The 12,677-nt window shown below is 68.1% G+C and carries 14 protein-coding genes; 3 read left to right on the top strand and 11 right to left on the bottom strand.

Annotation, left to right across the window (positions count from 1 at the left end; translation table 11 throughout):
* Positions 1-3: 3 nt before the first annotated feature.
* The 10 genes from KOI47_RS08685 to prmC form a co-directional block, all read right to left on the bottom strand.
* Entirely contained in the window at positions 4-951 is a 948-nt protein-coding gene (locus tag KOI47_RS08685; protein WP_216215474.1) for a F0F1 ATP synthase subunit gamma, read from the bottom strand.
* A gap of 11 nt (positions 952-962) precedes the next feature.
* Positions 963-2,606 (bottom strand): F0F1 ATP synthase subunit alpha, encoded by a 1,644-nt coding sequence (gene atpA, locus KOI47_RS08680; protein WP_216215473.1) that lies wholly within the window; start codon positions 2,604-2,606, stop codon positions 963-965.
* 51 nt (positions 2,607-2,657) lie between these two features.
* Positions 2,658-3,479 (bottom strand): F0F1 ATP synthase subunit delta, encoded by an 822-nt coding sequence (locus KOI47_RS08675; RefSeq protein WP_216215472.1) that lies wholly within the window; start codon positions 3,477-3,479, stop codon positions 2,658-2,660.
* Positions 3,480-3,482: 3 nt separating this feature from the next.
* A complete protein-coding gene (locus KOI47_RS08670) occupies positions 3,483-4,025 on the bottom strand; it encodes a F0F1 ATP synthase subunit B (protein ID WP_216217191.1) in 543 nt (180 codons plus the stop codon).
* Positions 4,026-4,069: 44 nt separating this feature from the next.
* Positions 4,070-4,315 carry an ATP synthase subunit c family protein gene (locus KOI47_RS08665; RefSeq protein ID WP_216215471.1) on the bottom strand — a complete coding sequence of 82 codons (246 nt, stop codon included), beginning with the start codon at positions 4,313-4,315 and terminating at the stop codon, positions 4,070-4,072.
* A 61-nt stretch (positions 4,316-4,376) separates the two neighbouring features.
* Positions 4,377-5,159, bottom strand: a complete 783-nt coding sequence (gene atpB / locus KOI47_RS08660; RefSeq protein WP_216215470.1) for a F0F1 ATP synthase subunit A — start codon at positions 5,157-5,159, stop codon at positions 4,377-4,379.
* A gap of 272 nt (positions 5,160-5,431) precedes the next feature.
* Positions 5,432-5,878: a hypothetical protein gene (locus tag KOI47_RS08655; protein WP_216215469.1), complete on the bottom strand. Its 447-nt coding sequence runs from the start codon at positions 5,876-5,878 to the stop codon at positions 5,432-5,434.
* Complete coding sequence (locus KOI47_RS08650; protein WP_216215468.1) at positions 5,878-7,041, bottom strand: glycosyltransferase family 4 protein; 1,164 nt, start codon at positions 7,039-7,041, stop codon at positions 5,878-5,880. The genes KOI47_RS08655 and KOI47_RS08650 overlap by 1 nt, the downstream gene beginning before the upstream one ends.
* A 21-nt stretch (positions 7,042-7,062) precedes the next feature.
* Positions 7,063-7,716: an L-threonylcarbamoyladenylate synthase gene (locus KOI47_RS08645; protein WP_216215467.1), complete on the bottom strand. Its 654-nt coding sequence runs from the start codon at positions 7,714-7,716 to the stop codon at positions 7,063-7,065.
* Positions 7,717-7,745: 29 nt separating this feature from the next.
* Positions 7,746-8,609 carry a peptide chain release factor N(5)-glutamine methyltransferase gene (gene prmC, locus KOI47_RS08640; RefSeq protein ID WP_216215466.1) on the bottom strand — a complete coding sequence of 288 codons (864 nt, stop codon included), beginning with the start codon at positions 8,607-8,609 and terminating at the stop codon, positions 7,746-7,748.
* Positions 8,610-8,824: 215 nt separating this feature from the next.
* On the opposite strand from prmC, the gene KOI47_RS08635 reads away from it, so the two are divergent.
* The 3 genes from KOI47_RS08635 to KOI47_RS08625 are packed head-to-tail and all read left to right on the top strand — an operon-like array spanning position 8,825 to position 11,570.
* Entirely contained in the window at positions 8,825-9,847 is a 1,023-nt protein-coding gene (locus tag KOI47_RS08635; RefSeq protein ID WP_232376628.1) for a glycosyltransferase family 2 protein, read from the top strand.
* Positions 9,844-10,242, top strand: a complete 399-nt coding sequence (locus KOI47_RS08630) for a GtrA family protein (RefSeq protein ID WP_216215465.1) — start codon at positions 9,844-9,846, stop codon at positions 10,240-10,242. The genes KOI47_RS08635 and KOI47_RS08630 overlap by 4 nt, the downstream gene beginning before the upstream one ends.
* Entirely contained in the window at positions 10,239-11,570 is a 1,332-nt protein-coding gene (locus KOI47_RS08625; RefSeq protein ID WP_216215464.1) for a mannosyltransferase family protein, read from the top strand. The genes KOI47_RS08630 and KOI47_RS08625 overlap by 4 nt, the downstream gene beginning before the upstream one ends.
* 22 nt (positions 11,571-11,592) lie before the next feature.
* Here the strand turns inward: KOI47_RS08625 and prfA are convergent, their stop codons facing one another.
* A complete protein-coding gene (gene prfA, locus KOI47_RS08620) occupies positions 11,593-12,663 on the bottom strand; it encodes a peptide chain release factor 1 (protein WP_216215463.1) in 1,071 nt (356 codons plus the stop codon).
* Between the last annotated feature and the right edge of the window lie 14 nt (positions 12,664-12,677).

Genomic DNA, 12,677 nt, shown 5'->3' with positions numbered 1-12,677 from the left:
CGCTCAGTCATCACTTCCTACAGCGGCAAGCGCGTTAGCACCGCCGACGATTTCGCTGATCTCCTGGGTGATCTGGGCCTGGCGCGCCTGGTTCGCCAGCCGCGTGTAGGTCTCCACCAGCTCTTGTGCGTTGTCCGATGCGGCCTTCATCGCGGTCCGCCGCGCGGCCAGCTCGGAGGCCGCCGCTTCCAGCAGCGCCGAGAAGATCCGCGTGTTGATGTACTTCGGCAGCAGCGCGCCGAGCAGCTTCTCCGCATTCGGCTCGAACTCGTACGAGGACGCCAGCCCGGCGGCCTCCGCGGCCTCGGCCGAGCCGTCGGAGTACTCCACCTCGAGCGGCGCGACCCGCTTGGCAACCGGGGTCTGGGTGAGCATGGAGCGGAACTCGGTGTAGACGATGTGCAGCTCGTCCACGCCGAGCACCCCGTCAGGGCCGGGGGCGCCGCCCTCGTCGTCCGCGCCGGCGAGGAACGCCTGCACCAGGGTGGAACCGATCTCGGCTGCGTCGGTGTAGTGCGGCCGCTGGGAGAACCCGGTCCAGTACTGCTGGATCTCGCGCCCACGGAACCGGTAGTACCCGAGACCCTTGCTGCCGGTCACGTAGAGCACCGGCTCCTTTCCCTGCTCCCGCAGCAGGGACAGCAGTTCCTCGGTGGTCCGCTGCACGTTGGCGTTGTACCCACCGCACTGGCCGCTGTCGCTGGTGACCACCAGCACGGCGACCCTGGTCGGGTTCTCCCTTGCGGTCAGCAACGGGTCGTCCAGTGTGGACGCCGCGGTAGCCAGCGCGGAGAGCACCTTGGTGATCTCGTCGGCGTATGGCCGGGCGGCCTCCACCCTGGCCTGCGCCTTACCGATCCGGGATGTGGCGATCAGCTCCTGGGCCTTGGTGATCTTGCCGATCGCCTTGGTCGCCTTGACCTTCTGCCGGAGTTCACGAAGTTGGGCCATGGCTTATCCGGTCACTTCTTCGGCGCGGGCTTGTTGACCTTCACGGTCTCCTGCCCGACCTTGTCGGCTTCCATGGCCTCGGCCTGGGCCTCGTTCACCAGCGGCTTGCCCTCGGAGGTGGTGAAGCCCTTCTTGAACTCGTTGGTGGCGGCGGCGACCCGCTCGGCGATCTCCTCGGTCCACTTCTTCTGCTCGCGGATCTCGGTCAGGATGTCGTCGTGCTTGTGCCGCAGGTTGGCCATCAGCTCGTTGTTGAACCGGGCCACGTCCTCGGTGGGCACATCGTCGAAGTGACCGTTGGTGCCCAGCCACACCGAGATGATCTGGTGCTCCACCGCGATCGGCGAGTTCTGCGGCTGCTTGAGCATCTCGTACAGCCGGGCACCACGGTCCAGCTGCGCCTTGGAGGTCGGGTCGAGATCGGAGGCGAAGGCCGCGAAGGCCTGCAGCTCCTGGTACTGGGAGAGGTCGATCCGCAGCGAACCCGCGACGGTCTTCATCGCCTTGATCTGCGCGTCACCACCGACCCTGGACACCGAGGTCGTCACGTCCACCGCAGGCCGCTGGCCGGAGTTGAACAGGTCGGACTGGAAGAAGCACTGCCCGTCGGTGATCGAGATCACGTTGGTCGGGATGTAGGCCGAGATGTCGTTGGCCTTGGTCTCGATGACCGGCAGCCCGGTCAGCGAGCCACCGCCCAGCTCGTCGTTCAGCTTGGCGCAGCGCTCCAGCAGGCGGGAGTGCAAGTAGAAGACGTCGCCGGGGAACGCCTCGCGGCCCGGCGGGCGGCGCAGCAGCAGCGAGAGCGCGCGGTAGGCCTCGGCCTGCTTGGTGAGGTCGTCGAAGACGATCAGGACGTGCTTGCCCTCGTACATCCACTGCTGGCCGAGCGCGGCACCGGCGAACGGGGCCAGCCACTTGAAGCCTGCGGAGTCCGAAGCGGGGGCGGCCACGATGGTGGTGTACTCCAGCGCGCCCGCGTCCTCCAGCGTCTTGCGCACCCCGGCGATGGTCGTGCCCTTCTGGCCGACCGCGACGTAGATGCAGCGCACCTGCTGGCTGGGGTCGCCGGACTCCCAGTTGCGCTTCTGGTTGATGATCGTGTCCACGCAGACCGTGGTCTTACCGGTCTTACGGTCACCGATGATCAGCTGCCGCTGGCCACGGCCGATCGGGGTCATCGCGTCGATCGCGGTGATACCGGTCTGCAGCGGCTCGCTCACCGGCTGGCGCTGCACCACCGAGGCGGCCTGCAGCTCGAGCGCGCGGTTGTCGGAGGACTCGATGTCGCCGAGGCCGTCCAGCGGCTGGCCCAGCGGGTTGATGGTCCGGCCGAGGAAGTTCTCGCCGACCGGGATCGAGAGGATCCGGCCGGTGCGCTTGACCTCCTGGCCTTCCTGGATGGTCTCGAAGTCACCGAGGATGACGACACCGATCTGGCGCGGCTCCAGGTTCAGGGCCACCCCGAGGACGCCGCCGGGGAACTCCAGCAGCTCGTTGGCCATCGTCGAGGGCAGACCCTCGACGTGGGCAACACCGTCACCGGTGTCGATGACCGTGCCGACCTCTTCCCGGCTCACGTCCGGGGAGTAACTCGAGACGTAGTTCTCGATCGCGTTGGCGATCTCATCCGAGGAGATCGTCAGCTCCGCCATTGTCGTTCCCGCTCTCGCTTCTCTTCTGCCAGTGTCTGAAAGTGTGTGCCCTCAGCCGGCGAGCTGACGGCGCAGCGCCGCGATGCGGCCCGCCGACGTACCGTCGATGACCTCGTCACCGACCCTGATCAGCAGGCCACCGCCGACGCTCGGGTCGCGTTCGACGTGCAGGGCCATCGGCCGGCCGTAGATCTGCCGCAGCCGCTCGGCCAGCCGGTCCTGCTGCTCCTCGGACAGCTCGCTTGCGGCCGTCACGTGTGCCACCGACCGCTCCCTGCGCTGCGCGGCCAGTCCCACCAGGTGGTCCAGCCCACGCCCGATACCGCGGCCGCGCAGCCGCGAAACCAGCTGCTCGACCATGATCACGGCGACCTGGTCCACCTTGCCGTCGAACAGGTTCCGCACCAGCCCGCGGCGGGCCTGCTCGGGTGCGGTCCGGTCGGACAGCGCCCGGTCCAGTTCTGGCTCGCTCGCCACGATACGGGCGATTCGGAAGAGCTGGTCCTCCACTGTGGCCAGGCTGCCCGCACGCTCCGCACTGGTCAGCAGCGCGGAGCGGCCGAGGGACTCCAGCCCGTCGACCAGCTCACGCGGGCTGGACCACCGGGCACCGGCCACGGTGTCCAGCACCGTCAGGGTCGGTTCGGAGACCTTTCCCTCGAGCAGGGACCGGACCAGCCGGGTGCGGGCACCGGGCTCGGAGGAACCGTCGCCGACGGCCCTGCGCAGCCCGACCTCCCTGGTCAGCAGGCCGACCACGGACAGCAGCTCCTCGCCGACGGCGGAAGGATCCGCCCCGGCGTCGGCCAGCACCTCGTCCAGGCGGGTCTCGGCGGCGGCCAGTGCTTCGCGGCTAGCAGCATGCAGCGTCATGTCCTACGTCCTTGCCCCGGCCGCACCGTTGCCACTGGTCTCGAGCTCGTTGAGGAACCGGTCGATCGTGCCGCGGCGGCGGGCCTCGTCCTCGAGGGACTCACCGATGATCCGGCTGGCCAGCTCGACCGAGTTGCGTCCGAGCTCGGCCCGCAGCTCGGCGATGATCTGCGCCTTCTGCGCCTGCAGCTGCGCCTCGCCCTGCGAGACGATCCGCCTGGCCTCCTCCTGGGCCTCGGCCCGCAGCTCTTCCTTGATCTGCTCGGCCTCCACCCTGGCGTCGTCGCGGATCTTGGCCGCCTCGGTCCGTGCCTCTGCCAGCTGCGCCTTGTACTGCTCCAGCGCCTGCTCGGCCGCGGCCTGGGCCTTCTCGGCCTTCTCGATGCCGCCCTCGATCTTCTCCGTGCGTTCCTCGTACAGCTTCTCGAAGCGCGGAACCGCGAACTTCTTCAGCAGCCACAGCAGGATGAGAAAACCGACCAGCCCGAGAATGATCTCGGAGACGTGCGGAATAACCGGGTTGACTTCCTCGGCCGCCAGCACCATCTGTGTGTTCAGCACCATGCCTCCCTAAGGGCCGTTCGATCGGCTCAGGCAGAAGCGATGAAGTACACGATGAAGCCGAGCAGGGCGAGCACCTCGCTCAGCGCGAACGTGGTCCAGCCGATACCCATCAGCTTGCCCTGGGCTTCCGGCTGCCGGGCGGTGCCGTTGATGACGGCGGCCCACACCAGACCCACACCGATACCGGGACCGATCGCGGCCAGGCCATAACCGATCGCGGCGAGACCCTGGTTGAGGTTCACGGCCTCCTGCGCGAGAACAATGTTGCTCACTTGTGTTTCCCTTTCAACTCGGTCCGTGCGGGCACGGATCGGGCTTATGTGTTTTGTTGGGTCAGTGGTCCTCGGCCAGCGCCATACCGATGTAACCCGCGGACAGCACGGCGAACACGTAGGCCTGCACCACCTGAATCAGGGCTTCCACGAAGAACAGCACGAGGCCGAACAGAAACGAAACCACCCCGACCGGCTTGAGTGCCGCGCCCGCCTCCACCACCAGGTACTCACCGGCGACCGCGAACAGCGCCAACAGCAGGTGCCCTGCGAACATCGCGGCGAAAACCCGGATGGCCAACGTGATGGGGTTGAAGACGAACTTCTGGACGAACTCGAGCACAATCAGCAGCGGCATGACGAACCCGGGCGCGCCAGGGGGCATCAACTGGTGCTTCAGATAGCCGCCGAATCCGTGCCGCCGGAAGCCGACGAAGTGGTAAACCGGGTAAACGACCAGCAGCGAGAGTGCGAGTGGGAAGCCGAAGTGCGCGAACGTCGGGAACTGCACGAGCGGGATGATCCCGAAAAGGTTGTTCACCAGAATGAAGCTGAACAACGCCAGGATCAGGGGGATGAACGCGCGAAAGTCCTTCGAGCCGATCTGGTCCCGCGCGATGTTGTTCCGGGCCAGGTCGTACACCGACTCGGCCGCGAACTGGAACTTCCCTGGCACCAGCTTCAGGTTGCGCGAGCTGAGCAGGAAGAACGCGGACACGATGACCAACGCCAGGACCAGCAGCACCATCGGCTTGGTGATGCCGAGCCCGATGGCGGGCGGGAAAAGGGTCTCAACACCCGGAGGGACGAACTCGCCACCTTCGGCTAGTACCAGCGCGCCCAACTGGGCTCCTTCCGGTTCTCCCGGCCGGCGTTCACTCCGCCGGGGGAATCGTCACGATCTGGACTTAACGTACCCGATCGGGATCAGGCACCGGGAAGCGGATGCCGACTCTCCGTAGGGTCTCGGGTCACAACCCGCCGCGGGTGAGGTACGGGGGTAACTCACCAGGTCCATGCGGGTGGTTTGCCGGACAGCACCCCGAGACGGAGGGCAACCGCTTCCTGGTGGCGGACCATACCAGCCCTTTGCGCAACGCCGTACAGGCGTACTCCTTAGCGGCCGTCCGGGATGATCGTCGGGATCTTGGTCTTGCGGAACGCCAGTGCCTCCGCACCCGCCCAGACCAGCACGACGGCGAGCATCGATAGGGCAAGTGCCTCCCGGTGCAACCAGCTCAGCGAGCCGAGGGCGGCCGCGATGCCCAGTAGCGCCAGCAACTTGCCCACCAGTCCCCCCATCGCCACGGCCATCACCATCATCGGGTTCATCGCGGCGGTCTTGCGCATGAGTGCCAGCGTCGCCAGGGATGAGACGAGCGCCACACCGACCCCGATCAGGGAGCTGAACAGCCCGGATGTCCCGGTCAACAGGGTGCTGACCAGCACGGCGACCGTCGCGGTTGCGACCGAGGGCCACAAGGCGTACCGCAGCATGGCGCTGGCCAGCTTGCGCACGCTCTCGGCATGCGGGTTGGTCTCGGTCTGCGCGTTCTCGCTCACTACGGCACTCCCTGCTGGTTCCTCGACTTCAGTCTAGGCACCGCGGAGATCAGCGCCGCCAGCAGGAGGCCCGCTGCGACGAGCCAGAACACGATGGTGCTGTCGAACAGGGTCACCGAGACCGCGCCGAAGGCCAGCAGGCCTGCCCACAGGTAGATCAGCAGGACGGCCCGCCGCTGGGAATGCCCGATCTCCAGCAGCCGGTGGTGCAGATGCATCTTGTCCGCGGCGAACGGGCTCTCCCCCCGGCGGGTCCGCCGGATCACCGCCAGCATCAGGTCCAGCAGCGGCAGGAACAGCACCGCGGCCACGACCAGCAGCGGGGACATCAGGGCCAGCGTGTCGGAGGGACTGAAGGTGAGGTAGTTGATCTTGCCGGAGGCCGAGGTGCTGGCCGCGGCCAGCATCAGCCCGATCATCATGGAGCCGGAGTCGCCCATGAAGATCTTGGCGGGCTGGAAGTTGTGCGGCAGGAAGCCGAGGCAGGCCCCGGCAAGGGTGGCCGCGATCAGCGCCGGTGGGTAGCTACCGACGTCTCCCCCTGAGGTGGCGAGCAGGCCGAGGGAGAAGGCGCAGGTCGCGGCCGCGGCGATGAAGCCGAGCCCGCCCGCGAGGCCGTCCAGGCCGTCCACGAAGTTCATCGCGTTGACCATCACGACCACGAGCAGCACGGCCAGCAGCCCGCCCTGGTTGTTGTCCAGCTGCAGGACCGAGCCGAGCACCTCCTCGTTGCCGCCCCATGGCACCCAGAAGGTGTTCCACTGCACCCCGAAGATCACCAGGATCCCCGCGCACATGACCTGACCGGCCAGCTTGGTCCAGGCGTCCAGTTCGAAACGGTCGTCCAGCGCGCCGATCAGCACGATCACGCCCCCGCCGAGCAGCACCCCGACCGGGTCGAAGGAGTACTCGAATGCGCGGCGCAACGCGGGCAGCTGGTGGGCCAGCGCCATCCCGCCGAGCACCCCGAGGTACATCGCCAGCCCGCCCATCCGGGGGATCGGGATGACGTGCACATCGCGGGCCCGCGGGGTGGCGATCGCGCCCGCCTTGATCGCGAACCGGCGGATCAGCCCGGTGAGCAGGAAGGTCACCGCGGCCGAGATGAGCGCGACGAGGATGTACTCCCGGATCGGGAGCCCTGCGCTGACGGTCGGAGTCACGACGCTCGCAATCCAGGGTCTCTAGTCGTCCCTGCCCTGCACCGGCATACCGAGCACCTCGGAAACCGCCGCCGCGCTGACCGCACCCTCGCGCAGCAGCACCGGCGCGTCGCCGGTCAGGTCGACGATGGTCGAGGGAACCGGGTCCCCACTGGGGCCACCGTCCAGGTACACCGCCACCGATTCGCCGAGCTGCTCCCTGGCCTGCTCCGCGGTGCTCGCGGGCGGCCTCCCGGAGACGTTGGCGCTGGAGACCGCCATCGGCCCGACCTCACGCAGCAGGTCCAGCGCGACCGGATGCAGCGGCATGCGCACCATCACGGTGCCCCGGGTGCTGCCGAGGTTCCAGCTCAGGCTCGGCGCGTGCGGCAGCACGATGGAGAGGTCACCGGGCCAGAACGCCTCGATCAGCGCGCGGGCCTGCGGCGGCACGCCGAGCGTGAGTCCGTCCACTGTGGACCATGAGCCGACCAGTACGCCCACCGGCATGTCCGGCCCCCGGTTCTTGGCCTGCAACAGCGCGTGCACCGCCGTGGTGTCGAAGGCGTCGGCACCGATGCCGTACACCGTGTCGGTCGGCAGCACGACCAGCCGGCCGGAACGCACGGCACCCGCCGCGGCCGCGAGGCCTTCGGTCCTGCTCTCCCGCTCGTTACAGTCGTACAGGGCGCTCATAGCCGCTGAGCCTAACGAGCGCGGCGAAGTCAGCCTCGGCGGGCCGTCGCGAACCGGGGACGCCCGGTGAGGTCGGCATGACCCGCCACCTCGGTGAGCACCCTGCGGGCGCGCAGCAGTGCCGGTACCGCCTGCGCATGGGTGTCGTCGTGCTCGATCGCCAGCCCGCCGCCGGGCCGCAGCAACCGTGCCGACGCGGCGACCACATGCCGGATCACGGCCAGCCCGCTCTCCGGCGCGAACACCGCGTGCGCCGGGTCGTACTCGGCGACCTCCGGCGGCACCTGGGTGCCCTCCGGGACGTAGGGCGGGTTGCACAGCACCAGGTCCACCAGCCCGTCCAGCTCGGCGAACATGGTGTTGTCGGCGACATCGCCGGAGTACAGCCGGATCGGGGTGTCCCCGGCCGCCGCCCTGGCCTCCGCGTTGTGCCGGGCCCAGGCCAGCGCGTTGCGGTCGACGTCGACCGCGTAGACGACGGCGTCCGGCCGGGCGTGCGCGACCGCGAGCGCCAGCGCACCGGAACCGGTGCAGAGGTCGACCACCACCGGGTACTCCCTGCCCTTCAGCACGCCGAGTCCCCACTCCAGGAGCAACTCGGTCTCCGGCCGCGGCACGAACACCCCCGGCCCGACGTCCACCGTGATCCCGCCGAGCGCCGCCCACCCGATCAGGTGCTGTAGCGGGATGCGCTTGGCCCGCTGCATGACCAGCTGCCCGATCGCGTCCACCACGGCCGTGTCGACCAGCGGTACCAGGGGCAGCCGCCCGCGTTCCACGCCGAGCACATGGGCGGCGATCAACTCGGCATCGGCGCGGGGGGAGGCCACCCCGGCCTCGGTCAGGATCCTGGTCGCCTCGAGGATCGCCAGGCGCAACGGCTGTCGCTTCACCAGGCCATCTTCACTTGCCCGGCAGGTCGATGGCCAGCCCGCCACGCTTCTACCCAGCCAGGTGACTCGGCGGGCCTACCCGGCTGGGGTCGTCACTCGTTCGAGTTACTGCGGACGCTATAGTGCTCCTCGTTGCGAACAGATGTAACGCTGTGTGATCCCCGTCGATCTGCATTGAGGGAAGAAAACAACCCACGTTTCTGAGGGGTGGACTGGTGGCTGGGCAATGGGACACGGCCAGACAGCTGGACAGCACCGACAACAGACGTACCGTCGCGTTCGTATTCCCGATCTTCAACGAGGCGGACAACATCGACCTGCTGCACCGGACGGTGGACGAGGTCACCTCGGCCGTGTCGGATCGGTACCGCTTCCAGTTCATCTACGTGGATGACGGCAGCAAGGACGAGTCACTGGCCCGGCTGAACGCGCTGGCCGATGCCGACGACCGGGTCACCGTGGTCGAGCTCTCCCGCAACTTCGGCCACCAGCTGGCCGTCACCGCCGGCCTGGACCTGGTGGACGCGGACGCCGCCGTCATCATGGACAGCGATATGCAGGACCCGCCGCGGGTCGCTCTGGAGCTGATGGAGAAGTGGGAGCAGGGCTACCACGTGGTGTACGCCCAGCGCAGGTCCCGGCAGGACTCGGCGTTCAAGAAGGCCACCGCGGCCGGCTTCTACTGGCTGTTGCGTAAGCTCGCCGCCATCGACATCCCGAAGAACACCGGCGATTTCCGGCTGCTCGACCGGAAGGTGGTCGACGAGCTGCGGAAGTACCGGGAACGCGACCGTTTCCTGCGGGGGCTGGTCAGCTACATCGGTTTCCGGCAGGTCGCGGTCCCGTTCGACCGGGACAAGCGGAATGCGGGCAGCACTGGCTATCCGTTGAGCAAGATGCTCCGGTTCGCTGCCGATGGCATTCTCGGCTTTTCGGTTGCGCCGCTGCGGCTGATCAGCCGGATCGGCTACACCATTTCCCTGCTGAGCTTCGCGGGGATCCTCTACGTTCTCGGTGTGAAACTGTTCGCCCCGGAGACGGCGGTTCCCGGCTGGGCTTTCATCACCATCGCGACATTCTTCCTCGGCGGTATCCAGCTCATCATGATCGGGGTACTCGGCAGCTATATCGGCCGCACCTACGCGCAGGTGCAGAACCGGCCGCTCTACACCGTGGCCTCCGTCCGCACCGGCGCCGAGGCCGAGGCGGACACCGAGCTGAAGAGTCTCGTCGGTTGAAAGTCCTCACGCCAACCAGGCTGCGGTTCGGGCTCGTCGGCATAGCCAACACCGCGGTCGATTTCGTCGGTTACCTGGTACTCGTCACCGCCGGGTTGCCGATCTTTTTCGCGAACTTCCTTTCCACCAGCGCCGGAATGCTGTTGAGCTTCAGCCTGAACCGCAGTTTCACCTTCCGCGCAAAGGAGGGCGACCCGCGCCTGCAGGCGCTGCTTTTCTTCACCATCACCGCTATCGGGCTGTGGGCCGTGCAACCGGTCGTGATCATGCTCGTCGGTGGCGCTTTCCCCGACCTGCCCCTGCTGGTGCCGAAGGCAGCCGGAATCGCCGTGGGGCTGGTGTGGAACTACGTCCTGTACAGCACCGTGGTCTTCCGGCGAGGAGCTTCGACATGACCAGCGGCACCGCGATCGAGGCCGAACAGACCGCGCCGGTACCGGCCGCGCGCGGGCGGCTGGCGCGTCCCTCCCGGTGGCACGCGTTCCTTTCCGGCGACTTCGGCGTGGCACTGTTCGTCGTGCTGCTCTGGCACGGCGCCCTCACCGCGGCCGCCTTGCTGTTCGGCCCCACGTTGCCGACCAGCGAGGGCATCCCCGGCTCCGGTATCGGTTCCGGGGACGGCCTGCTCGCGCACACCTACCGCTGGGACGGGGTGCACTACGGGCACATCCTGGACGGCGGCTACGCGGAGTTCGTGCCGATCCGGGCGTTCTATCCGTTGTTCCCGTTCACGGTGTGGCTGGTTCAGACCATCACCTTCGGCCAGCTGGGGGTGCTGGCCGCCGGGATGCTGATCAACACGGTGGCCAGCTGGCTCGCCGTGGTGGCCCTGCTCAAGATCGTCCGATACCACCTCGGTGAGGGCAACGGACCGTGGCTGGCCGTTGCCGGCTTCCTCAGCGCACCGGCCGCGTACTTCCTGCACGTCTTCTACAGCGAGGCGCTGTTCTGCGCGATCGGCTTCTGGGCCTACCTGTTCGCGCTGCGCCGCAGCTGGGCGTGGATGGGCCTGTGCCTGATGGCCATCACTGCCAGCCGGATCACCGGCGTGCTGTTCGTCGGCCTGTGCTTCCTGGAGTTCTGGCGGTCAAGGGGGTGGAGCCTGCGCGGCCTGCTCTCGCCGAACCTGCTGTGGTTCCCGGCCAGTATCGCGGGTTTCGCCGGGTACATGGCCTACCTGCGGGTGGTGACCGGGGACGCGCTGGGCATGTTCCACGCCTATCAGGCGGCGAACTCGTGGAGCTACCACGTGTTCAACCCGAACTTCCCGGCAACCATCGCCGAGGAGGTCGAGCTGACCGGCCGCGCGCTGCTCGGGCTGGACCAGATGACCACCTGGCGGCTGGTCAGCCATGTACTCCCGGTGATCGGGCTGGTGCTGCTGCTGGCCGCGTCCTGTTACCTGATCGGCTGCGTGCTGCGGGACCGGCGGCTGCACGGTCCTGCCGCCGCCTGCCTGCCGCCCGCGCAGCGCGAGGACCGGACGGCCCTGGTCCCGCTCGCGGTGTTCGGCCTGGTCGCCATCGTGATGTTCACGCTGAACAGCAACGTGGTCTCGGTGCACCGGTACGTGCTGCCCTGCCTGGTGCTGTACGTGGCGCTCGCCGCGCTGGCGCAGCGCAGCCGGGTGCTGCGTCCGGCGGCCTACGTCACGCTGTACCTGGGCGGGCTGCTGCAGGCACTGCTGTTCGCGAAGTTCATCTCCGGGCACTGGTCCGGCTGAACCGGCCATGCCGGGCCCTGGTTCAGACCGTCTGCTCGGCGAGACGTTCCTCCCGCTCGGCGGCCGCCAGCGCATCCAGCACTGCGTCCAGCTCACCGTCGAGCACCTGGTCCAGGTTGTACGCCTTGTAGTTGACCCGGTGGTCGGAGATGCGGTTCTCCGGGAAGTTGTACGTGCGCACCCGCTCGGAGCGGTCCACGGTGCGGACCTGCGAGCGGCGGGTGTCGGCCTGCCTGGCCGCGGCCTCCTCCTCGGCCATGGCCTGCAACCGGGCCTGTAGCACCTGGATCGCCCGCGCCCGGTTCTGGATCTGCGACTTCTCGTTCTGGCAGGACACCACGATGCCGGTGGGCAGGTGGGTGACCCGCACCGCCGAGTCGGTAGTGTTCACGCTCTGCCCACCGGGGCCGGAGGACCGGTACACGTCGATGCGCAGGTCGTTCGGGTCCAGCTCCACCTCGATCTCCTCGGGCTCGGGGTAGACCAGCACCCCCGCGGCCGAGGTGTGGATCCGGCCCTGCGACTCGGTCGCCGGCACCCGCTGCACGCGGTGCACCCCGCCCTCGAACTTCATCCGCGCCCACACCCCGGCCGCCTCGGCGTCCCGGCTCTTGATCGAGACCGTGACGTCCTTGTAGCCGCCGAGGTCGGACTCGGTGGAGCCGAGTACCTCCACCTTCCAGTTCATCCGTTCGGAGTAGCGCAGGTACATGCGCAGCAGGTCGCCCGCGAACAGCGCCGACTCCTCGCCGCCCTCCCCGGACTTGATCTCCATCAGCACGTCGGAGCTGTCGTAGGGGTCCCGTGGCAGCAGCAGTTCGGTCAGCCGGGCTTCCAGCGCCGGGATCTGCTCGGCCAGCTCCTGTGCCTCGGTGGCGAAGGCGGGGTCCTCGCTCGCCAGCTCCCTTGCGGCGGCCAGGTCGGACCGCACCGCGTCCAGCTCGGCGACCGCCTTGACCACCGGAGTCAGTTCGGCGTACCGCCTGCCCAGCTTGCGGGCGCGTTCCTGGTCGGCGTGCACCGACGGGTCCGCGAGCTGCTGTTCCAACTCGGCGTGCTCGTCGAGCAAACTCCGCACAGAGTCCGATTCCACGCTGACCTCATTCC

The sequence above is a fragment of the Amycolatopsis aidingensis genome, from assembly GCF_018885265.1.
GTDB lineage: Bacteria > Actinomycetota > Actinomycetes > Mycobacteriales > Pseudonocardiaceae > Amycolatopsis > Amycolatopsis aidingensis.
Note: the sequence above shows the minus strand (reverse complement) of the source record. Positions and strands in the feature narration are given on the sequence as shown.